Raw genomic sequence first — 25,828 nt, forward strand, 5'->3', positions numbered from 1 at the left:
GCCGCCGGCGCCGCTGGTCAGGGCAGGTCAGGGGACCGTGGCGCGATCGGCTCCCCGCTCCGCTCGGCGCGGGCCAGCCGCGAGTGCTGGCGCCCGTACAGCAGGTAGACGACCAGCCCGAGCGCCATCCAGGCGAGGAACCGCAGCCAGGTGCCGCCGGTCAGGTTGAGCATCAGGTAGGAGCACAGCAGGGTCGACGCCGTCGCCACCACGTAGACGGCCGGCGTCCGGAACGAGCGGGGCAGGTCGGGGCGGCGCCGGCGCAGGATCACCACGCCGATGCTGACCAGCACGAAGGCGAACAGCGTGCCGATGCTGACCAGGTGCGCGAGCGTCTCCAGGTCGACCAGGCCGCTGATGGTCGCCACCGCGACGCCGGTGATCAGCGTGAACAGCCAGGGGGTGCGCAGCGTGGGCTGCACCCGGGCCAGCCCCTCGGGCAGCAGGCCGTCGCGCGCCATCGCGAAGCCCACCCGGGTCTGGCCGAGCATCAGGATCATCACCACCACGATCAGTCCGATGCAGGCCCCGATCGCGATCAGCCGGCCCATGAACTCCAGGCCGACGGCGTCGAACGCGGTCGCCAGCGGGGCGCTGTCGGTCGGGTCGATGTCGGTGTAGCTCTGCATCCCGGTGATCACCAGGCTGACCATGATGTAGAGCACCGTCACGATCGCCAGCGAGCCCAGGATGCCGCGCGGGATGTCGCGCTGCGGGTTGCGGGCCTCCTCCGCGGTGGTGGCCACGATGTCGAACCCGAGGAAGGCGAAGAAGACCACCGAGGCGCCCGCGATCACCCCGCCGATGCCGAACACCGCCGGCTCGCTGCCCAGCAGGGTGCTGATCAGCGTGGCGTCCAGGAAGCCGCCCGACCCCTCGGGGGCCGGCTGGGACGGGGGGATGAACGGCGTGTAGTTCGCCGGGTCGACGTACGCCGCGCCGAACAGGATCACCGCGGCGACGACCATCAGCTTGATCGCGACGATGACCTGGTTGAGCCAGGAGGAGAACTTGATGCCGAGGATCAGCACGCACATCACCAGCAGCGAGATCACGACCGCCGGCAGGTCCACGGTCCCGTTGGCGGCCGATCCCAGGTGGGCGGGCACCTCGAACGAGGTTCCCTGCGTCACCTCCTGGTAGTAGCCGGAGAAGCTGGTGGCGAGCGCGGCGGAGCCGATCGTGAACTCCAGCACCAGGTCCCACCCGATGGTCCAGGCGACGAGCTCCCCGAACGTGGCGTAGCTGAAGGTGTAGGCGCTGCCGGCCACCGGCAGCGTCGAGGCGAACTCGGCGTAGCAGAGCGCGGCCAGGGCGCAGGCCAGGCCGGCGATGGCGAAGGAGATCGTGATCGCCGGGCCCGCGTTGCTGGCGGCGACGGTGCCGGTGATCACGAAGATCCCGGCGCCGATGATCACGCCCACTCCGAAGATGATGAGGTCGAGCACCTCGAGGTCCTTCTTGAGGCGGTGCTCGGGCTCGTCGGTCTCCGCGATCGACTGCTCGACGCTCTTGGTCCGCAGCAGGTCCGACTTCAGGTCCGACTTCAGGTCTGACACGGCGGCACTCCCTCGTGACTGGTACGCCGGGGGCGGTGCTCTCGACTCCACCACAGATCGGCGCCGGCTCCTAGACCCTCCTTCGCCGCTCGCCGTGCTCGAGCCCTCGCGGCCCGGCCCTCGCAGGCTGCCCGCCCGGGTGGCGGCCGGGTCGTTGATCCGGGCCCGCGCTCCCTAGGATGGTGCTCATGCCTGACACCGAACGCGCCGCGATCTCGCGCGAGGACGTGGCCCACCTGGCCGACCTCGCCAGGATCGATCTCGACGACGCCGAGCTGGACCACCTCGCCCCGCAGCTGGCGGTGATCCTGGAGTCGGTCGCCGCGATCCGCGGCGTGGCCGGCGACGACGTGCCGCCCACCTCCCACCCGATCCCGCTGACCAACGTCTTCCGCGAGGACGTCGTCCGCCCGAGCCTCACCGCCGAGCAGGCGCTGTCGGGCGCCCCGGCCGTCGAGGAGCAGCGCTTCTCCGTGCCGCGGATCCTGGGGGAGGAGCAGTGACCATGGACCTCATCCGCATGACCGCCGCCGAGCTGGCCGACGCGCTGGCCGCCGGCGAGACCACCTCGGTCGCGATCACCCAGGCCCACCTGGACCGGATCGCCGCCGTCGACGGCGACGCCTCCGCCGGCGTGCACGCGTTCCTGCACGTCGACGCCGAGGGCGCGCTGGCCCAGGCCGCCGCGTCCGACGCCCGCCGCGCCGCCGGCGAGCCGCTGCACCCGCTCGACGGCGTGCCGATCGCGGTCAAGGACGTGCTGGCCACCTCCGGCCTGCCGACCACCTGCGGCTCGAAGATCCTCGAGGGCTGGGTCCCGCCGTACGACGCCACGGTGGTCGCCAAGATCAAGGCGGCGGGCCTGCCGATCCTGGGCAAGACCAACATGGACGAGTTCGCGATGGGCTCCTCCACCGAGCACTCGGCGTACGGCCCGACCCGCAACCCGTGGGACCAGACCCGGATCCCCGGCGGCTCCGGCGGCGGCTCCGCGGCCGCGGTGGCGGCGTTCGAGGCCCCGCTGGCGCTCGGCACCGACACCGGCGGATCGATCCGCCAGCCCGGTGCCGTCACCGGCACGGTCGGGGTGAAGCCGACCTACGGCGGCGTCTCCCGCTACGGCCTGGTCGCGCTGGCCAACAGCCTGGACCAGGTCGGCCCGGTGACCCGGACCGTGCTCGACTCCGCGCTGCTGCACGAGCTGATCGGCGGCCACGACCCGCTGGACTCCACCTCGGTCGACGCCCCCGTGGGCGACCTGGTCGCCGCGGCCCGGCAGGGTGCGGCCGGCGACCTCAGCGGCCTCAGGGTCGGCGTGATCAAGGAGCTGTCCGGCGAGGGTTGGCAGCCCGGCGTGATGGCCCGGTTCGCCGAGTCGGTCGACCTGCTCACCAAGGCCGGCGCCGAGGTCGTCGAGGTCTCCTGCCCGAGCTTCGTGCACGCGCTGGCGACCTACTACCTGATCCTGCCGGCCGAGGCCTCCTCGAACCTCGCCAAGTTCGACGCGATGCGCTACGGCCTGCGGGTCACCCCCGAGGGCGACCCGAGCGCCGAGGACGTCATGAAGGCGACCCGCGACGCCGGGTTCGGCGATGAGGTCAAGCGCCGGATCATCATCGGCACCTACGCGCTGTCCAGCGGCTACTACGACGCCTACTACGGGCAGGCCCAGAAGGTGCGGACGCTGATCAGCCGTGACTTCGAGGCGGCGTACGAGCAGGTCGACGTGCTGGTCTCGCCGACCGCCCCGACCACGGCGTTCCCGCTCGGGGACAAGCTGGACGACCCGATCGCGATGTACCTCAACGACCTCGCGACGATCCCGGCCAACCTGGCCGGCGTCCCCGGCATCTCGGTGCCGGTCGGGCTCGCGGAGGAGGACGGCCTGCCGGTCGGCTTCCAGATCCTGGCGCCCGCGCTCGCCGACGACCGGCTCTACCGGGTCGGCGCCGCGCTCGAGGCCGCCGTCACCGCCGCCGCCGGCGGCCCCATCCTGGACAAGCTGCCGGAGGTGCAGGCATGACCGCCACGAAGCCCGAGCTGGTCGACTTCGACGAGGTCGTCGCGACCTACGACCCCGCGATGGGCATCGAGGTCCACGTCGAGCTGCACACCGCGACCAAGATGTTCTGCGGCTGCCCGACCGCCTTCGGCGCCGAGCCGAACACCCAGGTCTGCCCGACCTGCCTCGGCCTCCCCGGCGCGATGCCGGTGGTGAACGGCAAGGCCGTGGAGTCCGCGATCCGGATCGGCTTGGCGCTGAACTGCCAGATCGCCGAGTGGTGCCGCTTCGCCCGGAAGAACTACTTCTACCCGGACATGCCGAAGAACTTCCAGACCTCCCAGTACGACGAGCCGATCGCCTTCGACGGCTTCCTCGACGTGGAGGTCGACGGCGAGACCTACCGGGTCGGCATCGAGCGCGCGCACATGGAGGAGGACACCGGCAAGACCACCCACATCGGTGGCGCCACCGGTCGCATCCACGGCGCCGACTACTCGCTGGTCGACTACAACCGGGCCGGCATCCCCCTGATCGAGATCGTCACCAAGCCGATCCTCGGCGCGGGGGAGAAGGCGCCCGAGGTGGCGCGTGCCTACGTCTCGCAGCTGCGCGACCTGATCGTGGCCCTCGACGTCTCCGACGCCCGGATGGACCAGGGCTCGATGCGCGCCGACGTGAACCTCTCGCTGGCCCCGAAGGGCTCCGAGAAGCTGGGCACCCGCACCGAGACCAAGAACGTGAACTCGCTGCGGTCCGTCGAGCGGGCGGTCCGGTTCGAGATGTCGCGGCACGCCGGCGTCCTGAACGCGGGCGGCTCGATCCTGCAGGAGACCCGGCACTTCCACGAGGACGACGGGAGCACCAGCCCCGGGCGCCCCAAGTCGGACGCCGAGGACTACCGCTACTTCCCCGAGCCCGACCTCGTGCCGGTCGCCCCCTCGCGGGAGTGGGTCGAGGAGCTGCGCGCCACGCTGCCCGAGAACCCCGCCCAGAAGCGGGCCCGGCTGCAGGGCGAGTGGGGCTTCTCCGACCTGGAGATGCGCGACACCATCGGTGCCGGCGCGCTGTCCCTCGTCGAGGAGACCGTCGCCGCGGGTGCGGCGCCGCAGGCGGCCCGCAAGTGGTGGCTCTCCGAGCTCGCCCGCCGTGCCAACGACGCCGGTGTCGAGCTCACCGCGGTCGGCGTGAGCCCGGCGCAGGTCGCGGCCGTCCAGGCGCTGGTCGACGCCGGCACGATCAACGACAAGCTGGCCCGCCAGGTCTTCGACGGCCTCGTCGCCGGCGAGGGCACGCCGGAGGAGATCGTGGCCGCGCGCGGCCTCGAGATCGTCTCCGACGACGGCGCGCTCTCGGCCGCCGTCGACAACGCGATCGCCGCCAACCCCGACGTCGCGGACAAGATCCGCGACGGCAAGGTGGCCGCGGCCGGCGCGCTGATCGGCGCCGTGATGAAGGAGATGCGCGGCCAGGCCGACGCCGGGCGGGTGCGCGAGCTGATCCTGGAGAAGCTCGCCTGACCCGACCGCGCCTCGGGAGGAGCTGACAGCGGGGCCGCCGGGAGGGAATCCCGGCGGCCCCGCCGGCTGTTTCCGCCGACTCACGGAATGCCGGGCCGCGATCTGCGTAGGATCGCGGACCCACCTGTTCAACACATCCGTGGCGGGGGCGCTGGTCGGTGTGCGTGGATCTCCCGTGACCCCGCGCCGCGTGCAGCGGGAAGGAACCATGCACCAGCCCATCCTCCGTCGAAGCGGTCCGACCCTCGCTGCCGGCGCGCTCGCCGCGCTCGCTGTCACCGCCGTCCCCCCTGCGTCCCCGGCGCACGCCGCCGCCGACCCGGAGGTCAACGCCCAGGTCAGTGCCGCGGCCACCTGGCTCACCGACCGGCTGACCGGGGACCCGGAGGAGGGACAGCTCCTCAGCCCCGACGGCGGCGCGAGCACCGACGTCGGCGCGACGATCGACGCCGGGATCGGCATCCTGGAGACCGGTGCCGCCCTGGACTTCCTGGACCCGATCAAGAACGGGGTCGACGGCGCCGTCCTCGACTGGGCCGGCGGTGCGGACCTCGACCCCGCGCGGGTCGCCCGGGCCGTCTCCTTCTACTCCACCCTCGGCGGCTCCCTGGACGTCGACGGGACCAACCTGCTCGACGAGCTCGAGATCCTCGTCCTCGACGGCGACGGGACGGTCGGCGCCAGTGACGCCCAGGCCCGGGTGGTGGGGGCGTTCAACGCGGTCGACAGCGCCGCCCCGGACAGCGTCGACCCCGGCGCCTACGGCCCCGCCGTCGCGGCGCTGCTCGACCAGCGCTGCGGCGACCACGGCTGGGGCGCCGGCACCGGCGGCGCCTGCAGCTCCGACGTCGACACCACGGCCCGGGCCGTCCGGGCGCTGACGCCGCTGGTGGACCACCCCGAACTCGGCGCCACCGTCGGCCCCGCCGTCGACGACGGGGTGGAGTGGCTGCTGGCGGAGCAGATCAGCACGGGCGGCGATCGGGGCGGCTTCGACGGGGGCGCCGGGGTGAACGCCGTGAGCACCGGCCTCGCGGCGTCCGCGCTGCACGAGGCCGACGAGTCGACGGCCGCCACCGCGGCCGCCGCCTGGCTCCGCGGCCACCAGGTCGCTGACCTCGCCTGCGAGACCTCCGCGGCGGCGCAGGTCGGCGCCGTCGCCCGCGACGACAGCGACCTCGCGGCCGGCGTCGGCGCCGGCAACCGGCGCGACTGGCTGCGCACCACCGCGCAGACCTTCCCGGCCCTGGCCTGGGTCCCCAACGACCGGGGCACCCCGGTCGTCACCGCGCCGCGCTTCGCCAACGGCGGCGGGAAGGTGACCCTGCGCACCACCGGGCTGGCCACGGGCGAGCGCGCGTGCGTGGTCGTCGAGAAGGCGAAGGCGCGGGCGCTGGTGGTCGGTGGCCTCGCCCCGACCACCCGGGTGGCGCTCCCGGACGAGACCCGCCGCGACGCCGCCCGACTGGACGGCACCGACGCGGCGAGTACGTTCATCTCCCTGGGGTCGACCCGGCTCGCCGTCAAGCGCGCGGCCTCGGTCGAGGTCGGCGCCCGCCAGAAGGTGCGGGTGCTCGGACTCAGGTTCGGCGAGAACGTCCGGGTGAAGTACGGCAAGAAGGTCGTCGGCAAGGGCACCGCGAACCGCAGGGGCGTCTTCGTCGCGACGTTCAAGGTGGGTCGTGCGGTGGGCACGAAGAAGGTGACCGCCCGCGGACACTTCGCCGACCGCGCGGGCCGCACCACCTTCCGCGTGCGCCGGTGACCCGGCACGCCGGGCCGGCAGGAGATCCCTGGCGGCTCGGCGTGATCTCGGGCACGGCCGAGCCGGCCGCCATCCGGGCGCGGTCGGGGATCGGTGCGCCGACGGCGTAGGATCGCGCCGAATCCATCAATCACGCCTGTGGCGGGGGAAGCCGGTCGAAGTCCGGCGCTGACCCGCAACCGTAGGCCGCCCTCCGTGGCGGCGAGCCGGAGCACCTTCCACAGGTCGTCCTGACACCAACGCTGTCGTGGAACTGCAGCGGGTCATCGACCGCGGTCGACCCCGCATGCGTGCAGCGGGAAGGAACCATGCACACGCCCACCCTGCGCCGTACCGGCGCGACCCTCGCCACCGCCGCCCTCGCCGTCGCCCTCGTCGGCTGCGGCTCGGACTCCGGGAGCGAGGGCGCCGACGCGGGATCCGAGTCGTCGACCGCCACGACGACCGCCACGTCGACCGCCGCCGGCGAGGCCGCCGCCGGCGCCGCCGCGGCCTGGTTCGCGGGCCAGCTGACCGACGGCGTCCTGGTCAACGAGGAGTACGACGCGCCGGACTACGGCGGCACCGTCGACGCGATCTACTCGCTGGAGGCGGTCGGTGGTCACGACGCGGACGTCGACGCGATGACCGAGGCGGTCTACGCCCACGCCCAGGAGTACGCGGCGCCGGACCAGGACGTCTGGGCGGGCAACGCGGGCAAGCTGGTCGCACTCGCCACGGACAACGGCGACGACCCGTCCGACCTCGACGGCTTCGACGCGCTCGGCACGCTGCTCGGCCGCATCGACGAGTCCGGGCGGACCAGCGACAAGAGCCAGTACGGCGACTTCGCCAACTCCCTGGGCCAGGCCTGGGCGGTCCGCGGGCTGGCCGGCGCCGGTGCCGCCGAGGCGGCCGCGGCCACCGACTTCCTGCTGCTGCAGCAGTGCGCCGACGGCTTCTTCCGCCAGGACTTCTCCAAGCCCAAGGCGAAGGACCAGTCCTGCGACGGCGACGGGGGCACCGCGTCGGTGGACGCGACCGCGCTCGCCGTGCTCCTGCTCGGCGACGTGGCCGCCGACGACGAGGACCTGGCGACCGCGCTCGAGGCCGCCGTGGCCTACCTGGTCGGCGCCCAGGCCGACGACGGCTCGTTCGAGGGTGGCGCCGACCTGCCGGCGAACGCCAACAGCACCGGCCTCGCCGCCCGCGCGCTGGCGCAGGCGGGCGAGGACGAGGCGGCGGCCGCGGCTGCCGGCTGGCTGCGGGCGCACCAGGTCGGCGACGACTGCGCCGGCGCCCTCGCCGACGCCAGCGGGGCGATCGCGTACGACGACGCGGCGGTGACCGGCGCGACCCAGGACGGCATCACCGCGGCCTCGTCGTACCAGTGGCGCCTGGCGACCGCGCAGGCGCTGCCGGGCCTGCTCACCGCGCCCGAGGACGCCGCGGCGGCCTGCCCGGCCGCCTGAGCGGACCGGCGATGAGGCGCACACTGCTGGCTGCCGCTCTGGCGGCGGGCGCGAGCCTCCCCGTGGCGGCCGCGTCCGCCGCGGGGGCGGCGCCGGCGGCGCCGGCGGCGTGCGACGGTGTGCTGGTGGTCGTCGACTTCAACGAGCTCGGCGGGGAGGACCTGACCTCCTGCGTGGAGCCCGGCAGCGCCGCGGACGCCTTCGACGCCGCGGGCGTGGCGATGGAGTTCCTGCCGCAGCAACCCGGCTTCGTGTGCCGGGTGGCCGGCGAGCCCGCCACCGGGCCCTGCTTCGACGGCGACGCGTACTGGAGCCTGTGGTGGTCCGCGGGGACCACCGGCTGGGCCTACGCGACGCTGGGCGTGACCTCGCTGGAGGTTCCGTCCGGCGGCGCGGTCGGCTGGGCCTGGCACCAGGGCGACGGCTCGGCGACGCCCCCGGACGTGGCTCCGCCCGCCGGGGCTGGGGCGGGCACGTCCGACGCCGCCGGACCCACCCCGTCGGTCGATCCGCAGCCGCGGGGCGAGGTGCTCGTCAACGAGGAGCTGAACGCCTCCTCCGGGGTTCCGTGGTGGGCGGTCGCCGGCGCGACGGCGGTCCTGGCCGGGGCCGCGACGCAGGTGGTTCGGAGGCGACGCCGGTGAGGATCCCGCGCGACCTGCACCCGGTGGCCTGGTGGACCTGGGCCGTCGGACTGGCCGTGGGCGCCTCGTCCACGACCAACCCGTCCCTGCTGCTGCCGCTGCTGGCGGTGGTCTGCCTGACCGTGCTCGCCTGCCGCGGCGACCAGCCGTGGTCGCGCTCCTTCCGGCTCTACCTGTGGCTGGGCGCGGTCGTGGTCGCGGTGCGGGTGGTGTTCCGGGTCGTCTTCGGCGGCGACGCCCCCGGGCACGTGCTGTTCACGCTGCCGGAGATCCCGCTGCCCGACGTCGCGGCGGGGATCAGCCTGCTCGGCCCGTTCACCCGGGAGGAGCTGCTCTCCGCCCTGTACGACGGCCTGCGGCTGGCCACGCTGCTGATCGCCGTCGGCGCCGCCAACGCGCTGGCCAACCCCAAGCGGCTGATGAAGTCGCTGCCCCCGGCGCTGTACGAGATCGGCACCGCGATGACCGTCGCGATCACCGTCGTACCGCAGCTCTCCGAGAGCGCCCGCCGGGTGCGGGCCGCGCAGCAGCTGCGGGGCGGCCCCCGGGGCCGGTTCCGGCGGATCCGCAACCTGCGCCGGCTGCTGGTGCCGATCCTCGAGGACGCCTTCGACCGGTCGCTGGCGCTGGCCGCAGGCATGGACGCCCGCGGCTACGGCCGCACCGGCGAGGCCACGGCGTGGCAGCGGCGGAGCACGGGCGCGCTGATGCTGCTCGGGCTGCTCGGCGTCTGCGTCGGCACCTACGCCTTCCTCGACGCCACCGCGCCCCGCGTGCTGGCGCTGCCGATGCTGGCGCTGGGCACCGCGGCGGCCGTCGCGGGATTCCTGACCGCCGGCCGCCGGGTGCGCCGCACCCGCTACCGGCCCGACCGGTGGGCGCTGCCCGAGCTGCTCGTCGCCGCCTCCGGGCTGGCCGCGGGCGCCGGGCTGTGGGCGGTCCAGCGCTGGGACGCGGCCGTGGCGCACCCCGGCGTACTGGGGTGGCCCACCGTGACCCCGGCGGCGCTGGCGGTCGTGCTGGTCGGCCTGCTCCCGATCTGGGTGGCGCCCCCGCCGCCGACCGCCCGACGCCGGGAGGACGTGGCGCTCGCCTCGCCCGCGGTCGCGGCCCGTGAGGCGGTGGCCGCCCGATGATCGAGCTGCGCGCGATCACCCTCGCCTACGACGACCCGGATGCCCCCGCCGGCCCCGGTGCGGCCCCCGTGCTGGACGCCGTCGACCTCACCATCGAGGACGGCGAGCTGGTGGTGCTGGCCGGCCCCACCGGGGTCGGCAAATCCAGCCTGCTCGGTGTCGTCGCCGGCCTGGTGCCCTCCTTCACCGGCGGCACCCTCAGCGGGGACGTGCTGGTGGACGGGCGCAGCGTGGTCGACCTGCCCGCCCGCGACCGGGCGCACGTGGTCGGCTACGTCGGCCAGAACCCGGCCGCCTGGTTCGTCACCGACACCGTCGAGGAGGAGCTCGCCTTCGGGATGGAGCAGCTCGGCCTGCCGCCGGCCACGATGCGCCGGCGCGTCGAGGAGACGCTCGACCTGCTCGGCATCGCCGACCTGCGCCACCGCGACCTGCGCACCCTCTCCGGCGGGCAGCAGCAGCGGGTGGCGATCGGCTCCGTGCTCACCGCGCACCCGCGGCTCCTGGTGCTCGACGAGCCGACCTCGGCGCTCGACCCGACGGCCGCCGAGGACGTGCTGGCCACGCTGACCCGGCTCGTCCACGACCTGGGCGTCTCGGTGCTCGTGGCCGAGCACCGGCTCGAACGGGTGGTCCCGTTCGCCGACCGGCTCTGCCTGCTCGGCGGCGACCCCGCCCGACCGGGCACGCTGCGCGTCGGCGCGCCCGAGGAGGTGCTCCGCGACTCGCCGATCGCCCCGCCGATCGTGGAGCTCGGCCGGCTCGCCGGCTGGGACCCGCTGCCGTTGACCGTCCGGGACGCCCGGCGCCGCGCCGCCGGGCTGCGGCAACGGATCGGCACGCCCGCGGCTCCAGCGGCCCGGCTCGCCGCCGGCGTCGGAGGGGAGGCTGCACCCAGCGTCGACGTACGCCGTCTGGTGCTGGCGCACGGTCGCACCCCGGCGCTGCGGGGCGTGGACCTGGCCCTGCGCCCGGGCGCCGTGACGGCCCTGATGGGGCGCAACGGCGCCGGCAAGTCGAGCCTGATGTGGACCCTCCAGGGGCGCCACACCCCGTCCTCGGGGACCGTGCGCGTGGCCGGCGCCGAGCCGGCGACCCTGAAGCCGGAGCAGCGGCGCGCCACCACCGGACTGGTGCCGCAGAGCCCGGCCGACCTGCTCTACCTGGAGACCGTGGCCGAGGAGTGCGCCGCCGCGGACGAGTCGGCGGCGGCCGCGGCGGGCACCTGCCGCGACGTGCTCGACCGGCTCGCGCCCGGCATCGACCCCGAGCGCCACCCCCGGGACCTCTCCGAGGGGCAGCGGCTGGCGCTGGCGGTGGCGATCGTGCTCACCGCCCGCCCCTCGGTGCTGCTGCTCGACGAGCCCACCCGGGGCCTGGACTACCCGGCCAAGCACGCCCTGGCGGCGATGCTGCGCGACCTCGCCGCCGAGCCGGGCGCGGGGCGGACGGTCCTGGTGGCCACCCACGACGTGGAGTTCGTGGCCCAGGTCGCCGACGACCTCGTGGTCCTGGCCGAGGGCGAGGTGGTCTCCGACGGTCCGGTCGCCCAGGGGGTCGGCGAGTCGCCGGCGTTCGCCCCCCAGGTGACCAAGGTGCTCGGCCCGGGCTGGCTGGACGTCGACCAGGTGGCCGCCGCGCTGGCGGGGGAGGCGGTCCGGTGACGGCGCCGACCGCCGTACCCCTGCGGCTGCGCTCGCGGACGGTCCTCGGCCTGGCCTCCCTGATCGGCCTGCTGATGCTCTTCTGGCCGCTGCTGCTGCAGGTGGATCCCGGGAGCAGCGACCGGGTGGACCCGCCGTTCCTGTTCCTGGTGCTGATGCCGGTGATCCTGGCCGTGGTCCTCGCCGAGATGAGCGAGGGCGGGATGGACTCCCGGGTGCTGGCCGTGCTCGGCGTGCTGAGCGCGGTGAACGCCGTGCTCCGGGTCGCCAGCGCCGGCACCGCCGGCCTGGAGCTGGTCTTCTTCCTGCTGATCCTCGGCGGGCGGGTGTTCGGCGCCGGCTTCGGGTTCGTGCTCGGCTGCACGTCGTTGTTCGCCTCCGCCCTGCTGACCGCGGGGGTCGGGCCGTGGCTGCCGTTCCAGATGCTGGTGGCCGCCTGGGTCGGGATGGGCGCGGGCCTGCTGCCGCGGTCCGTCCGGGGACGCCGGGAGATCGTGATGCTGGTGGTCTACGGCATCGTCGCGGCGTACGCCTACGGCCTCCTGATGAACATGTGGGGCTGGCCGTTCATCGCCGGCATCCAGGTGCCGGGCCAGGAGGCCTCCGGGCTCTCCTACGTCCCCGGGGCGCCGGTGCTGGAGAACCTGCACCGGTTCCTCGTCTACACCCTGCTGACCTCGACAGCCGGCTGGGACACCGGGCGGGCGATCACCAACGCGCTGGCGATCGCGCTGCTCGGGCCGGCGGTGCTGACCACGCTGCGCCGCGCGGCGCGGAAGGCGCGGGTGGTCCGCGCCGAGCCGGCCGGGGCTCGCTGAGTCGCGTCGTCACATGCATTCTGGCCCCGAAATCTGCCGATCTGGGGGCCAGAATGCATGTGACGACGCGCGTGGCGCCGACCAGCGTCAGGGGTCGATCAGCAGGATCCGGTCGTCGCCGTCGGCGGGCTCGCCACGACCGTCGCGGTTGCTGGTGGCCAGCCAGAGCCTGCCGTCCGGGGCGACGGCGACGGTGCGCAGCCGCCCGTACTCGCCGACCAGGTACGCCGTCGGGTCGCTCGCCCGGTTGCCGGAGACGTCGATCCGCCAGAGTCGCTGTCCCCGCAGCGCGGCCATCCACAGGTGCCCGTCGGTGAACGCCAGCCCCGCCGGCGAGGCCTCGTCGGTGCTCCAGGTGAGGGCGGGGGCGGCGTACTCCGCCGGGCCGCCGGCGCCCTCGACCACCGGCCAGCCGTAGTCCTCGCCGGCCACGATCCGGTTCAGCTCGTCGGCGGTGTCCTGCCCGAACTCCGAGGCCCACAGCCGGCCCCGGTCGTCGAAGGCGAGCCCCTCGACGTTGCGGTGCCCCCAGGACCAGACCGCGGTGCCGAACGGGTTGCCCGGGGCGGGGTCGCCGTCGGTGGTGATCCGCAGGATCTTGCCGGCGTAGGAGTCGCGGTCGCGGGCCAGCGAGGGCTCGCCGGTCTCGCCGGTACTGACGTACAGGTAGCCGTCGGGGCCGAACGCCAGCCGGCCGCCGTCGTGGATGAACCCGTCCGGGATGCCGGTGAGCACCGGGCGGGGCTCCCCGAGCCGGTCGCCGCGCAGCGTGGCGCGGACGACCCGGTTGTCCTCGGCGGTGCAGACGTAGAAGTACAGGGCGCGGTCCCGGTCGAACCGCGGCGACACGGCGACGCCGAGCAGGCCCGCCTCGCCGCGCGGGGAGGCCTCGGGGATCGTGCCGACCTCGGTCACGGTGCCCTCGCCGCTGCCGCTGTCGTCGGGCGCCACCACCAGCACCCGGGCCGTGTCCCGCTCGGTCACCACCGCCCGGCCGTCGGGGAGGAAGTCGAGCCCCCACGGCGCCTGCAGCCCGGTGGCCACGGTGCCGACGACGTCGGGCACCCCGTCGGCCTCGAACCGCGGGCTGCCGGCGTCGGTCTCTGAGTCGGTGGCGGTCTCGGTGGGGGCGGAGGCGCTCGCCGAGGAGTCGTCGCTCCCGGGGTCGCTCGGCGGGGCGGTCAGGTCGGGGGAGACCACGACAGTGGTCTCGTTCCCGCCCTGGCTGCAGCCGCTCAGGCCGGTCAGACCGGCCAGCGAAGGTGCCAGCAGCAGCGCTGCGACGCGGCGGCGGCCCACTCAGTCCACCTGCCCCAGGAAGTCCAGCAGCAGCTCGTGGACCTCGTCGGGGCGCTCGAGCGGGAGGAAGTGGGTGTTGGGGAACTCGAAGTAGTCGGCGTCGGCCATCCGCACCGAGGCGGTGGCCATGTCGCGCGCGCCGGCCAGCACGTCGTACGTCGCGGCGACGAAGCGCGCGGGCACGTTGACCGAGCGCAGCGAGACCCGGGCGTGCTCGGAGGTGCCCAGCGCCAGCCGGGCGTACCAGTCGACGGGGGTGGTCAGGAACTCCGCGACCCCGGCGGCCGCCGCCTCGGGGTCGGCGACCGGCAGCATGAAGCCGCTGTGGCTCAGCAGGGCGATCGTGCGCCGGCCGACCGGGATCCGCCGGGCGACGGGCGTCAGCGCCCAGCCGAGATACTTGCCGGCGCGGCACACGTTCACGGTGATCGCGCGCGCCACGGGGTGCGGCAGGTGCAGCGGGCCGAGCATCGTGGCGAAGGTGTCGCCGGGGACGCCGCACACGGCGAACAGCCCGCGCACCCGCTCGGGGTTGCGGTAGGCCAGCTCGAACATCGTGTTCACGCCCATCGACCAGCCCATCAGCACCGCACGGTCGAGGTCGAAGTGGTCCATCACCGAGAGCCCGTCCTCGACGAAGTGCTCGATCCGGACGTGGCTCGGGTCGCGAGGGCGCTCCGAGCCGCCGACGCCGCGGTGGTACCAGGAGACCACCCGTACGCCGCAGTCGGGCCGCAGCAGCGCCGGCCACAGGTGCGGGTTGGTGCCGAGCCCGTTGCAGAGCACCACCGTCGGCCCGTCGATGGTGCCGTCGGGGTCGTTGGTCCAGGCCCGCAGGTGGGTCCCGTCGTCGGAGAGGATGTCGTGGAAGGAGAGGGAGGCGCGCTCGGCTTCGCGGGCGGCGGACGGCGACATGCGCCGATTGTGCCCGAGTGGGCGGCCGTCGCGGTGGGAACTCACGCGCCGGACGGCGCGGGGTCCCGGGGACGGGTGCCGGGGCGGCTGCCGGGGGCGGTCAGGCGTGCCGGGCGGAGGCGTCGTCGTCGCGCTCCGCGACCTCCGGCGGGGTGGGTGCCGCGGGCCCCTCACCTCGAGCGGTGAGGAAGCGCTCCACCTCCTCGCGGTCGGCGCGGCGCTCGGCGCAGGCGGTCGCGGCGACCATCGCGTTGCGGCGGGCCTGCTCCTGGGCGGTGGTCGGCCATTCGAGCACGCGTCGACCGAGCCGTGTCAGGGCACGGGGCATGAGGGACATCGAGAGGCTTTCGAGCGATGGCGTCATGGGCGTGTGGGAGCGCGGCCCACGTTAGCCGCCGGGCGCGGGGAAGAAGGTCACCGGCGCGTGACATCGGGGTGAATCCCGGCTCAGCGTGGCTCGCGGGGGCGGCCTCGCGGGGGCGGGCTCGCGGGGCGGGGGAGCCGGGGAGGCTCAGTCGGGGGCCGGCGCGGCCGGAACCCCCGGCGCCGCGGCGCGGGTCGCGCCGATGCTCGCCGCCACCACGCACCCGATGGCCAGCCACTGCGCGGGCTGGAGGTCCTCGCCGACGACGACCAGCCCCACGAGCGCCGCGGCGGCGGGCTCCAGGCTCATCAGCACGCCGAAGGTGGCCGCCGGCAGCCGGCGCAGCGCGACCAGCTCGGCGCTGTAGGGGACCACCGAGCTGAGCAGTCCGACGGCCGCGCCGAGCAGCAGGATCCGGGTGCTGGACAGCTCCCCACCCCCGATCGTGGCCAGCGCCGGGGCGATCAGCAGGGTGGCCACCACGCTCGCCACGGCGAGGCCGTCCAGCCCGGGCCACAATCGCCCGGTGCGGGCGCTGAGCAGGATGTAGGCGGCCCAGGCGGCGCCGGCGAGCAGCGCGAACGCGACACCGACCGGGTCCAGGCCCTCCCGCTCGGCGCCGAGCAGCACCACCCCGAGGCCGGCCAGCGCCACCCACGCCAGGTCCCGGCCGCGACGGAAGCCGGCCGCCGCGAGCAGCAGCGGCCCGGCGAACTCGAAGGTGACCGCGACGCCGATCGGGATCCGCGAGAACGACTGGTAGATCGCCCAGTTCATGGTGCCCAGCGCCGCGCCGAAGCCCAGCACGGTCCACCACTCCTCCCGGCTGCGCCCGCGCAGCCGGGGCCGGGCCAGCACCACCAGGATCAGCGAGCTGGTGGCCAGGCGGAGCCAGACGATGGTGGTCGGCGCGACCTCGTCGAAGAGGTTCTTGGCGACGCCGGCGCCCAGCTGCACCGAGGCGATGCCGAGGAGCACCAACCCCACCGACACCCCGAGGGGTGGGGCGCCGGCACGGGACGGGATCGACGGCGCTGGCACCGGGCCAATCTAGGGGTCGGGAGGGTCCGCGCTGCCACGGGGCGGGGCGGTCGGCGTACGGCCCGGTGGTGGACCGGTGGTGGCCTGACGCTGGCCTGGCGGTGGGTGTCGGTGGGTGCCACGATGCTGGGGGCGATGAGTTCGGACCCGCGCGCGGGTCCACACCTTGATCCGGTCGGTGACGGCGGAGCGACGCCTCCGCGGAAGTGAGGACGAGGATGACCACGGTCCTGTTGGTCGGCACGCGCAAGGGGCAGTGGGTGGGGCGGTCCGAGGACCGCGCCACCTGGGAGTTCAGCGGACCCCACCACGACATGGAGGAGGTGTACTCCGGCCTGGTCGACGCCCGCGGCGAGGGCCCGCCGCGGATCTTCGCCGGCGCCTCCTCGATGTGGCTCGGCCCGCAGGTGCGCTGGTCCGACGACCTCGGCGCCACCTGGCAGGAGACCCCGGGCGGCGGGGTGAGGTTCCCCGACGGGGCCGGCGCGAGCGTGGAGCGGATCTGGCAGATCGTCCCCGGCACGGGCGACGGCGTCGTCTGGGCAGGCACGGAGCCCGGTGCGGTCTGGCGCTCCGAGGACCGCGGGGAGACCTTCGCACTGGTGGAGGGGCTCTGGAACCACCCGCACCGCGGGCAGTGGGGCGCCGGCTTCGGCGGTCAGGCGTTCCACACGATCCTGCCGCACCCCACCGACCCGGAGTCGGTGACGGTCGCGATCTCCACCGGCGGCGTCTACCAGACCCTGGACGGAGGGCAGACCTGGGAGCCGCGCAACAAGGGGATCCGGGCCGACTTCCTGCCGGAGGGGCAGCAGTACCCCGAGTTCGGCCAGTGCGTGCACAAGGTGACCCGGCACCCGAGCCGACCCGAGCGGCTGTTCCTGCAGAACCACGGCGGGGTCTACCGCTCCGACGACGAGGGCGGCTCGTGGACCTCGATCGCCGACGGACTGCCCAGCGACTTCGGGTTCCCGGTGGTCGTGCACCCGCACCGCCCCGACACCGTCTACGTCTTCCCGCTGGGCGGCGGCGCCGGCCGCTACCCGCCCGAGGCGAAGGCCCGGGTGTGGCGCAGCGACGACGCGGGGGAGTCGTGGACGCCGTACGACGCCGGGCTGCCCGACCCCTGCTACGTCGCCGTCATGCGCGACGCGATGTGCATGGACTCCCACGACCCGGCCGGGCTCTACCTGGGCGGGCGCAACGGGGCGGTGTGGGCGTCGACCGACGACGGCGAGTCGTTCACCGAGATCGTGTCGGACCTTCCGGACGTGATGTCGTTGAAGGTGGGGGTGGTCTGAGCCGCGGCCCCACCCCGTTCCATGCCACGGCCCGCGACCTCCGCACGCGCCCGACCGGCGTAGCCTTGCCCCATGCCGATCCTCCGCTCCGCGACGTCCACCCAGGGCCGCAACATGGCCGGCGCGCGCGCCCTGTGGCGCGCCACCGGGATGACCGACTCCGACTTCGGCAAGCCGATCGTGGCGATCGCGAACTCCTTCACCGAGTTCGTGCCCGGCCACGTGCACCTGCGCGACATGGGCAAGCTGGTCGCCGGGTCGGTGGTCGAGGCCGGCGGCGTGGCCAAGGAGTTCAACACGATCGCCGTGGACGACGGCATCGCGATGGGCCACGGCGGGATGCTCTACTCGCTGCCCAGCCGCGAGCTGATCGCCGACGCGGTGGAGTACATGGTGCAGGCGCACTGCGCCGACGCGCTGGTCTGCATCTCCAACTGCGACAAGATCACGCCCGGCATGCTGCTCGCCGCGCTGCGGCTGAACATCCCGACCGTCTTCGTCTCCGGCGGTCCGATGGAGGCCGGCAAGACGGTCGCCATCGAGGGCATCGTCCACGAGAAGCTCGACCTGGTCGACGCGATGGTCGCCGCCGCCAACGACGCGGTCACCGACGAGCAGCTGGACACCATCGAGCGCTCCGCGTGCCCGACCTGCGGCTCCTGCTCGGGCATGTTCACGGCGAACTCGATGAACTGCCTGACCGAGGCGATCGGCCTCTCGCTGCCCGGCAACGGCTCCACGCTGGCCACCCACGCCGCGCGCAAGGACCTGTTCCTCGAGGCCGGCCGCCTGGTCGTCGACCTCGCCAAGCGGTACTACGACGGCGAGGACGAGTCCGTGCTGCCTCGCGCGATCGCCACCCGCCCCGCGTTCGAGAACGCCGTCGCGCTGGACGTCGCGATGGGCGGCTCCACCAACACGGTGCTGCACCTGCTCGCCGCGGCCCGCGAGGCCGAGCTGGACTTCTCGGTGCACGACATCGACGCGATCTCCCGCCGGGTGCCGTGCCTGGCGAAGGTCGCCCCGAACAGCCCGAAGTACCACATGGAGGACGTCCACCGCGCCGGCGGCATCCCGGCGCTGCTGGGCGAGCTGCACCGCGGCGGCGTGCTGAACACCGACGTCCACTCGGTCCACTCGGCAGGCGTCGAGGAGTGGCTGGGGGAGTGGGACATCCGCAGCGGTACGGCGAGCCAGCAGGCCCTCGACCTGTTCCTCGCCGCGCCCGGCGGTGTGCGCACCACCGAGCCGTTCTCCACGGAGAACGTCTGGTCGACGCTCGACACCGACGCCGCCGAGGGCTGCATCCGCGACCTGGAGCACGCCTACTCCGCCGACGGCGGACTGGCGATCCTCTCCGGCAACATCGCCCCCGACGGGTGCGTGGTGAAGACGGCCGGCGTGCCCGACGAGTGCCTGGTCTTCCGCGGCACCGCCAAGGTCTACGAGTCCCAGGACGACGCGGTGCAGGGCATCCTGGACCGCTCGGTGGAGGCCGGCGACGTCGTGGTGATCCGCTACGAGGGCCCCAAGGGCGGCCCCGGCATGCAGGAGATGCTCTACCCGACCTCGTTCCTCAAGGGTCGGGGCCTGGGCCAGGCCTGCGCCCTGATCACCGACGGCCGGTTCTCCGGCGGCACCAGCGGGCTCTCCATCGGGCACATCTCGCCCGAGGCGGCCGGCGGCGGCCTGATCGCGCTGATCGAGGACGGTGACCCGATCTTCATCGACATCCCGAACCGAGCGATCCGCCTCGAGGTCGACGACCTGGTGATCGCCGAGCGCCGTGCGGCGCAGGAGAAGCGCGACCGGCCCTACACGCCCATGGACCGGCAGCGCCCGGTCTCCGCGGCGCTGCGGGCCTACGCGTCGATGGCCACCGCGGCCTCCGACGGCGCCTACCGACGCGTCCCGGAGTGAGCGCACGCCCTCGGGCCCTCGAAGGAACCACCGGCGCCTTCCTCGCCTACCTCGCCATCGCGGCGGTCCTGCTGACCGCGCTCGCGGTGCGGCTGGGTGAGGAGCGCGGCCGGGTGACACGGGTCGCCGACGCACCGGCGAGCACCGGCAGCGCGTACGCCGACGGCGGCACCGGCGACGGGCAGCCCGGCGAGGATCCCGCCACGGACCCCGCCGGCGACCTGGCCCGGCCCGCCGCCGGCCCGCGCTGGCGCAGCGAGCGGATCTTCGCCCCCGGTCGCACGCTGGTCGCCTACTACGGCACCGCCGGCACCGGGGCGCTCGGCGTGCTCGGCGAGCGTGACCCGGACGCCTCCCACCGGCGCCTGGTCCGCGCCGCGCGGCCGTTCGCGGGTCCCGCCGGCGAGGTGCAGCCGGTCTACGAGCTGATCGTCACCATCGCCGACGCCCACCCGGGACGCGACGGCGACTTCAACCACGACCTCCGCCGCGCCGCGGTACGCCGCTACCTGGACGCCGCGGGCCGGCACGGCGCGCTGGTCCTGCTCGACGTGCAGCCCGGCCGCGGCGACTTCGAGCGGGTGGCCCGCCGGTGGGCGTGGGCGCTGCGGCAGCCGCACGTCGGCCTGGCGCTGGACCCGGAGTGGCGGATGGGCCGCCACCAGGTCCCCGGCCGGGTGCTCGGCTCGGTGCGCGCGGCCGAGGTGAACCGGGTCTCGGCCTGGTTGTCGGCGATGGTGGTGCGTCGCGACCTGCCGGAGAAGCTGCTGGTGGTGCACCAGTTCCGGACCTCGATGCTGCCGGACGCCGAGCGGGTCCGCGCCCGCGACGGGCTCGCCCTCGTCCAGCACGTCGACGGCTTCGGCACGCCCCGGCAGAAGCTGGACACTTACCGCGCCGTCGCCCGCCCGCGGACCTTCCGGATGGGGTTCAAGCTCTTCTACGACGAGGACAGCCGGCTGATGCGGCCCCGCGACGTCGCCGCCGTCCGCCCCCGGGTCCGGTTCGTCTCCTACCAGTGACACCAGCCAGCCAGCCACCACCAGCCGGTCACGACGAGCCAGCCGGCACCAGCCAGGAGGGAAGCCCGTGAGCCACCCGATCACCCCGCCCGTCGGCGCCCCCGTGCCCGGCTGGCAGCCCCGGCCCCGGCCCGAGCCGGTCACCCTGGCCGGCGTGCACGTCCGGGTCGAGCCGCTCACCTCAGCCCGCTACTCCGACCTGTACGCCGCCACCTGCGGCGACGGCGACGACGACCTGTGGACCTACCGGCCCGTCGATCGGCCGACCAGCCTGCCCACCCTGTGGATGCACCTGGCCGGGGTCCTCGGCTCGCCGACCGACGTCACCTTCGCGCTGGTGCCGACCACGGGCCCGGCCGCGGGCACGGCGGCCGGCATCGCGTCGTACCTGCGGGTGGAGCCCGCGCACGGCCAGATCGAGGTCGGCGGGATCCTCCTGTCCCGGGTGCTCCAGCGCACTGCCGCGGCGACCGAGGCGATCCACCTGCTGATGCGCCACGCCTTCGACGACCTCGGCTACCGCCGCTTCGAGTGGAAGTGCGACAGCCTCAACGAGCCGTCCCGGCGCGCCGCGGCGCGCCTGGGGTTCGCCTACGAGGGCCGGTTCCGGAACCACCTGGTGGTCAAGGGCCGCAACCGCGACACCGACTGGTTCTCGGTCACCGACGCGGAGTGGCCGGCCGTGCGCGCGGCCCACGAGCGGTGGCTGGACCCGGCGAACTTCGACGACCGGGGCCGGCAGCGCGCCGCGCTCAGCGAGGCGACCGCCTCGATCCGGCCCTGAGCGGGGACATAGGTGGCAGGCTGGCGCCCATGGCGTCAGCGGTCAGCACCGGTGAGATGGTCGCCGCCGTGCTCGCCGACCTGGTGGGGCGCATCGAGCAGCGGCTGCCGGCCGCCGTCGAGGACGAGTACGACGGCGTCCACCGCCTGCGGACCTCGGTCCGCCGCCTGCGCACAGCGCTGTCGGTCTTCGGCCACCACCTGCGGGGCCGGCCGACGAAGGCGCTCCGCCGCGACCTGGGCGACCTGGGCGCGCTGCTCGGCGTGCCACGCGACCTGGAGGTGCGCGCGGACCTGTTGGACGACCTGCTGGAGCGCCTGGAGCTGGGCGACCTGCGCGCGGACCTGGTCGACCCGCTGCGCCTGGAGCACGGAGGCGCGCACCGGACGTTCGCGGCGTGGAGCGGGGGAGCGGCGGCGGCGGACCTGCGGGCGACGCTCGCGGAGTGGTCGGCCGGTCCGCCGCTGAAGAGGCCGGACAAGCCGGCCGAGGAGGTGGCCTCCGGGCTGGTCCTCGGCCAGGCCGACGTGACGCTGGGCCTGGTGCCGGACGTCCTGGCGGAGGCGTCGCCCGAGGCGCTGCACGAGCTGCGCAAGAAGGCGCGGCGGCTGCGCCACACGGCGGAGGCGGTCACCAAGGAACCGGTCGCGCTGCTCGGCGCCGACGTGGTGGACCTCGGCGCCGCGGGCTCCGCCATCCAGTCCCGGCTGGGCGACCATCGTGACGCGCTGCTGCTGGCCGAGCACGTGGAGCGCACCGCGCCCGCGATGGCGCCGTACAGTGCCGTCGCGGCGACCGCCCGCGAGCTGGCCTGCGAGGCTCTCGCGGGGCTGCCGGACGACGTGGAGCGGCTCGCGGAGGCTCGGGACCGGCTGCGCTGAGGCCGAGCGGGCCCCGCCCGGCCAGCGCGTCTCGCCGCCGTCACCGCTGACGCGCGACCGCGTCGGAGCGCCTCGATTGCGTCCCGATCGTGAGACGCCTGTCTTGTCATTTGGGACGCATGAGAGACTGGCGTGGACGGGACGACGTACGACCGCGTACGGTGGCCGACATGCGCCGCCTTCTCGTACGCACCGGACGCGTCGACTGACACCAGTCGCGCGTCCACCCCTCGTTGCCCGGCAACCGAGGGGTTTTTTGTTGAGTACGACGACCACGAACACGAAGGACAACGCGGAATGAGTGAGCAGCAGGGCCCCGGGGGATCGATCACCGGAGCGCAGAGCCTGGTGCGGTCGCTGGAAGCGGCCGGGGTCACCGACATCTTCGGCATCCCGGGCGGGGCGATCCTCCCGGCGTACGACCCGCTCATGGACAGCTCGATCCGGCACATCCTGGTCCGCCACGAGCAGGGGGCCGGCCACGCCGCCCAGGGCTACGCGGCCGCGACCGGCAGGGTCGGCGTCTGCATGGCGACCTCGGGCCCGGGTGCGACCAACCTGGTCACCCCGCTCGCCGACGCGCACATGGACAGCGTCCCGATGGTGGCGGTGACCGGCCAGGTCGGTGCCGCGCTGATCGGCACCGACGCCTTCCAGGAGGCCGACATCCGCGGCATCACGATGCCGATCACCAAGCACAACTTCCTGGTCACCGACCCCGCGGAGATCCCGACCAAGATCGCCGAGGCGTTCCACATCGCCTCCACCGGTCGCCCGGGCCCGGTGCTGGTGGACGTGACCAAGTCCGCCCTGCAGGCGATGACCGACTTCCGCTGGCCCAGCGAGATCACGCTGCCCGGCTACCGGCCGATCACCCGCCCGCACGCCAAGCAGATCCGGGAGGCCGCACGGCTGATCCTGGAGTCGCGCAAGCCGGTCCTGTACGTCGGCGGCGGCACCATCCGCGCCGGCGCGGCCAAGGAGCTGCGCACCTTCGCCGAGCTCACCGGCATCCCGGTGGTGACGACGTTGATGGCCCGCGGCGCCTTCCCGGACAGCCACCCGCAGCACCTCGGCATGCCCGGCATGCACGGCACGGTGGCCGCGGTCGCCGGTCTGCAGAAGAGCGACCTGATCATCAGCCTCGGCGCCCGCTTCGACGACCGGGTGACCGGCAACCTGGACTCCTTCGCCCCGGACGCCAAGGTGATCCACGCCGACATCGACCCCGCCGAGATCGGCAAGAACCGCTACACCGACGTGCCGATCGTCGGCGACGTGCGCGAGGTGCTGATCGACCTCACCACCGCGCTGCGCACCGAGCAGGACGCCGGCAACACCGGCGACTACGAGGGCTGGGTCGCGTTCTGCGCCGGGGTGAAGAAGAAGTACCCGCTCGGCTACGAGCGGCCCGCCGACGGCGGTCTGGCCCCGCAGTACGTGATCGAGCGGCTCGGCGCGATCTCCGGCTCCGACACGATCTTCACCGCCGGTGTCGGACAGCACCAGATGTGGGCCGCGCAGTTCGTCGGCTACGAGAAGCCGAACACCTGGCTCAACTCCGGCGGCCTGGGCACGATGGGCTACTCGGTGCCCGCGGCGATGGGCGCCAAGGTCGGCATGCCGGACTCCACGGTCTGGGCGGTGGACGGCGACGGCTGCTTCCAGATGACCAACCAGGAGCTGGCCACCTGCGCGATCAACAACATCCCGATCAAGGTCGCGATCATCAACAACGAGTCGCTCGGCATGGTGCGGCAGTGGCAGACGCTGTTCTACAACGAGCGCTACTCCAACACCGACCTGCACTCCAAGCGGATCCCGGACTTCGTCAAGCTCGCCGACGCCTACGGCTGCGTGGGCCTGGCCTGCGAGTCCCCGGAGGACGTGGACGCCACCATCGCCAAGGCGATGGAGATCAACGACGTCCCGGTCGTGGTCGACTTCCGGGTGCACCGCGACGCCATGGTCTGGCCGATGGTCGCCGCCGGCACCAGCAACGACGACATCAAGTACGCGCGCGACCTCGCGCCCCAGTTCGACGAGGACGACCTCTGATGGCCACTCACACCCTCTCGGTCCTGGTCGAGGACAAGCCCGGCGTCCTCGCCCGGATCGCGGCGCTGTTCTCGCGGCGCGGCTTCAACATCGAGTCCCTGGCGGTCGGCCCGACCGAGCACGCCGAGGTCTCCCGGATGACGATCGTGGTCAGCGTCGAGTCCTCGCCGCTGGAGCAGGTCACCAAGCAGCTCAACAAGCTGGTCGAGGTGATCAAGATCGTCGAGCTCGAGCCGTCGGCCTCGGTCGCCCGCGAGCTCGTGCTGGTCAAGGTCGGCGCCACCGCGGAGACCCGGGGGCAGGTGCTCGACCTGGTCCAGCTCTTCCGCGCCAAGGTGGTCGACATCGCCACCGACGCCATCACCGTCCAGCTCGTCGGCAACGCCGACAAGATCGCCGACTTCCTGCGGATCCTCGAGCCGTTCGGGGTCCGCGAGCTGGTGCAGAGCGGCATGGTCGCCATCGGCCGCGGCGCCCGCTCGATCTCCGAGCGCAGCAAGCCGGTCGCCGTCCCCGTCCCGCCGGCCGTCGGCTGATCCCCACCCCGCCCACCGTCCTCGCGTCACCGACGCGCACAATCCACACCAGCGAACAGCGCCGTACCGGGCCGACCGGCAGCGCACCCCATCACCGAAGGAGAGGCCACCAGTGGCTGAGATGTTCTACGACGACGACGCCGACCTGACCCTGATCCAGGGCAAGAACGTCGCCGTCATCGGTTACGGCAGCCAGGGCCACGCCCACGCGCTCAACCTGCGCGACTCCGGTGTCGACGTCCGCGTCGGCCTCAAGGAGGGCTCGAAGAGCCGGGCGAAGGCCGAGGAGGAGGGCCTGCGCGTGCTGACCCCGCGGGAGGCCGCGGAGGAGGCCGACGTCATCGTCATCCTCGCCCCCGACCAGGTCCAGCGCCACCTGTACGCCGACGAGATCGCCCCGGCGCTCGCCGCCGGCGACACGCTGGTCTTCGGCCACGGCTTCAACGTCCGGTTCGGCTACATCAAGGCGCCCGAGGGCGTCGACGTCATCCTGGTCGCCCCGAAGGCCCCGGGCCACACCGTGCGCCGCGAGTACGTCGCCGGCCGCGGCATCCCGGACATCATCGCCGTCGAGCAGGACGCCTCGGGCCAGGCCTGGGAGATCGCCAAGTCCTACGCGAAGGCGATCGGCGGCACCCGCGCCGGCGTCATCAAGACGACCTTCACCGAGGAGACCGAGACCGACCTGTTCGGTGAGCAGGCCGTCCTCTGCGGCGGTGTGTCGCACCTGGTCCAGGCGGGCTTCGAGACGCTGACCGAGGCCGGCTACCAGCCCGAGATCGCCTACTTCGAGGTGCTCCACGAGCTCAAGCTGATCGTCGACCTGATGTGGGAGGGCGGCATCGCCAAGCAGCGCTGGTCGATCTCCGACACCGCCGAGTACGGCGACTACGTCTCCGGCCCGCGGGTCATCGACGCCGGCGTGAAGGCGCGGATGAAGGACGTCCTCGCCGACATCCAGAGCGGCGCCTTCGCCGAGCGGTTCATCGGCGACCAGGACGCCGGCGCGCCGGAGTTCCTGAAGCTCCGCGAGGAGGAGGCCGGCCACCCGATCGAGGCGACCGGCAAGACCCTGCGCGCCAGCTTCGCCTGGAAGCAGAGCGACGACGACTACACCGAGGGCTCGGCCGCGCGCTGACCCACGGGTC

22 protein-coding genes and 1 riboswitch are annotated in these 25,828 nt (G+C 74.0%); of the genes, 17 read left to right on the top strand and 5 right to left on the bottom strand.

Annotated features, from left to right (window positions below):
* Positions 1-17 precede the first annotated feature (17 nt).
* Complete coding sequence (locus tag E8D34_RS06635; RefSeq protein ID WP_240771175.1) at positions 18-1,559, bottom strand: amino acid permease; 1,542 nt, start codon at positions 1,557-1,559, stop codon at positions 18-20.
* 188 nt (positions 1,560-1,747) lie between these two features.
* Between E8D34_RS06635 and gatC the strand changes: the two genes are divergently transcribed.
* The 9 genes from gatC to E8D34_RS06680 all read left to right on the top strand — a co-directional run bounded on the left by gatC (position 1,748) and on the right by E8D34_RS06680 (position 12,559).
* Positions 1,748-2,062 (top strand): Asp-tRNA(Asn)/Glu-tRNA(Gln) amidotransferase subunit GatC, encoded by a 315-nt coding sequence (gene gatC, locus E8D34_RS06640; RefSeq protein WP_136593830.1) that lies wholly within the window; start codon positions 1,748-1,750, stop codon positions 2,060-2,062.
* 2 nt (positions 2,063-2,064) lie between these two features.
* Positions 2,065-3,582 carry an Asp-tRNA(Asn)/Glu-tRNA(Gln) amidotransferase subunit GatA gene (gene gatA, locus E8D34_RS06645; protein WP_136593831.1) on the top strand — a complete coding sequence of 506 codons (1,518 nt, stop codon included), beginning with the start codon at positions 2,065-2,067 and terminating at the stop codon, positions 3,580-3,582.
* Entirely contained in the window at positions 3,579-5,081 is a 1,503-nt protein-coding gene (gene gatB, locus E8D34_RS06650) for an Asp-tRNA(Asn)/Glu-tRNA(Gln) amidotransferase subunit GatB (protein ID WP_136593832.1), read from the top strand. The genes gatA and gatB overlap by 4 nt, the downstream gene beginning before the upstream one ends.
* Before the next feature lie 208 nt (positions 5,082-5,289).
* Positions 5,290-6,846 (top strand): hypothetical protein, encoded by a 1,557-nt coding sequence (locus E8D34_RS06655; protein WP_136593833.1) that lies wholly within the window; start codon positions 5,290-5,292, stop codon positions 6,844-6,846.
* A 122-nt stretch (positions 6,847-6,968) separates the two neighbouring features.
* Positions 6,969-7,084: riboswitch (cobalamin riboswitch) on the top strand.
* A gap of 70 nt (positions 7,085-7,154) precedes the next feature.
* Positions 7,155-8,297, top strand: coding sequence for a hypothetical protein (locus tag E8D34_RS06660; RefSeq protein ID WP_136593834.1), 1,143 nt, complete (start codon positions 7,155-7,157; stop codon positions 8,295-8,297).
* A gap of 11 nt (positions 8,298-8,308) precedes the next feature.
* Positions 8,309-8,941, top strand: coding sequence for a hypothetical protein (locus tag E8D34_RS06665; RefSeq protein WP_136593835.1), 633 nt, complete (start codon positions 8,309-8,311; stop codon positions 8,939-8,941).
* A complete protein-coding gene (locus E8D34_RS06670; protein WP_136593836.1) occupies positions 8,938-10,077 on the top strand; it encodes an energy-coupling factor transporter transmembrane component T in 1,140 nt (379 codons plus the stop codon). The genes E8D34_RS06665 and E8D34_RS06670 overlap by 4 nt, the downstream gene beginning before the upstream one ends.
* On the top strand, positions 10,074-11,741 hold the full coding sequence (locus E8D34_RS06675; protein WP_136593837.1) for an ABC transporter ATP-binding protein: 1,668 nt from the start codon (positions 10,074-10,076) through the stop codon (positions 11,739-11,741). The genes E8D34_RS06670 and E8D34_RS06675 overlap by 4 nt, the downstream gene beginning before the upstream one ends.
* Positions 11,738-12,559: an ECF transporter S component gene (locus tag E8D34_RS06680; protein WP_240771176.1), complete on the top strand. Its 822-nt coding sequence runs from the start codon at positions 11,738-11,740 to the stop codon at positions 12,557-12,559. The genes E8D34_RS06675 and E8D34_RS06680 overlap by 4 nt, the downstream gene beginning before the upstream one ends.
* 87 nt (positions 12,560-12,646) lie before the next feature.
* Here E8D34_RS06680 and E8D34_RS06685 read toward each other — a convergent pair whose 3' ends face one another.
* The 4 genes from E8D34_RS06685 to E8D34_RS06700 all read right to left on the bottom strand — a co-directional run bounded on the left by E8D34_RS06685 (position 12,647) and on the right by E8D34_RS06700 (position 16,178).
* Positions 12,647-13,858, bottom strand: a complete 1,212-nt coding sequence (locus tag E8D34_RS06685) for a PQQ-dependent sugar dehydrogenase (protein WP_136593838.1) — start codon at positions 13,856-13,858, stop codon at positions 12,647-12,649.
* A complete protein-coding gene (locus E8D34_RS06690) occupies positions 13,859-14,773 on the bottom strand; it encodes an alpha/beta hydrolase (RefSeq protein ID WP_136593839.1) in 915 nt (304 codons plus the stop codon). It abuts the gene before it with no gap.
* Between the two features lie 100 nt (positions 14,774-14,873).
* Positions 14,874-15,068, bottom strand: coding sequence for a hypothetical protein (locus E8D34_RS06695; RefSeq protein WP_136593840.1), 195 nt, complete (start codon positions 15,066-15,068; stop codon positions 14,874-14,876).
* 216 nt (positions 15,069-15,284) lie between these two features.
* Positions 15,285-16,178: an EamA family transporter gene (locus E8D34_RS06700; protein ID WP_240771177.1), complete on the bottom strand. Its 894-nt coding sequence runs from the start codon at positions 16,176-16,178 to the stop codon at positions 15,285-15,287.
* 218 nt (positions 16,179-16,396) lie between these two features.
* Between E8D34_RS06700 and E8D34_RS06705 the strand changes: the two genes are divergently transcribed.
* The 8 genes from E8D34_RS06705 (at position 16,397) to ilvC (ending at position 25,818) form a co-directional block, all read left to right on the top strand.
* Positions 16,397-17,479, top strand: a complete 1,083-nt coding sequence (locus tag E8D34_RS06705) for an exo-alpha-sialidase (protein WP_136593841.1) — start codon at positions 16,397-16,399, stop codon at positions 17,477-17,479.
* A 72-nt stretch (positions 17,480-17,551) separates the two neighbouring features.
* Positions 17,552-19,399, top strand: a complete 1,848-nt coding sequence (gene ilvD / locus E8D34_RS06710) for a dihydroxy-acid dehydratase (RefSeq protein WP_136593842.1) — start codon at positions 17,552-17,554, stop codon at positions 19,397-19,399.
* Positions 19,396-20,421: a hypothetical protein gene (locus E8D34_RS06715; RefSeq protein ID WP_136593843.1), complete on the top strand. Its 1,026-nt coding sequence runs from the start codon at positions 19,396-19,398 to the stop codon at positions 20,419-20,421. The genes ilvD and E8D34_RS06715 overlap by 4 nt, the downstream gene beginning before the upstream one ends.
* Before the next feature lie 67 nt (positions 20,422-20,488).
* Positions 20,489-21,205 carry a GNAT family protein gene (locus E8D34_RS06720; RefSeq protein ID WP_136593844.1) on the top strand — a complete coding sequence of 239 codons (717 nt, stop codon included), beginning with the start codon at positions 20,489-20,491 and terminating at the stop codon, positions 21,203-21,205.
* A gap of 29 nt (positions 21,206-21,234) precedes the next feature.
* Positions 21,235-22,086 carry a CHAD domain-containing protein gene (locus E8D34_RS06725; RefSeq protein WP_136593845.1) on the top strand — a complete coding sequence of 284 codons (852 nt, stop codon included), beginning with the start codon at positions 21,235-21,237 and terminating at the stop codon, positions 22,084-22,086.
* A gap of 297 nt (positions 22,087-22,383) precedes the next feature.
* Complete coding sequence (locus E8D34_RS06730; RefSeq protein WP_136593846.1) at positions 22,384-24,144, top strand: acetolactate synthase large subunit; 1,761 nt, start codon at positions 22,384-22,386, stop codon at positions 24,142-24,144.
* Entirely contained in the window at positions 24,144-24,680 is a 537-nt protein-coding gene (gene ilvN, locus E8D34_RS06735) for an acetolactate synthase small subunit (RefSeq protein ID WP_136593847.1), read from the top strand. Before E8D34_RS06730 ends, ilvN begins: the two co-directional genes overlap by 1 nt.
* Positions 24,681-24,792: 112 nt before the next feature.
* A complete protein-coding gene (gene ilvC, locus E8D34_RS06740) occupies positions 24,793-25,818 on the top strand; it encodes a ketol-acid reductoisomerase (RefSeq protein ID WP_136593848.1) in 1,026 nt (341 codons plus the stop codon).
* The last annotated feature ends 10 nt before the right edge of the window (positions 25,819-25,828 follow it).

The organism is Nocardioides sp. GY 10113, assembly GCF_004919105.1.
In the GTDB taxonomy this organism is placed as follows: Bacteria; Actinomycetota; Actinomycetes; order Propionibacteriales; family Nocardioidaceae; genus Nocardioides.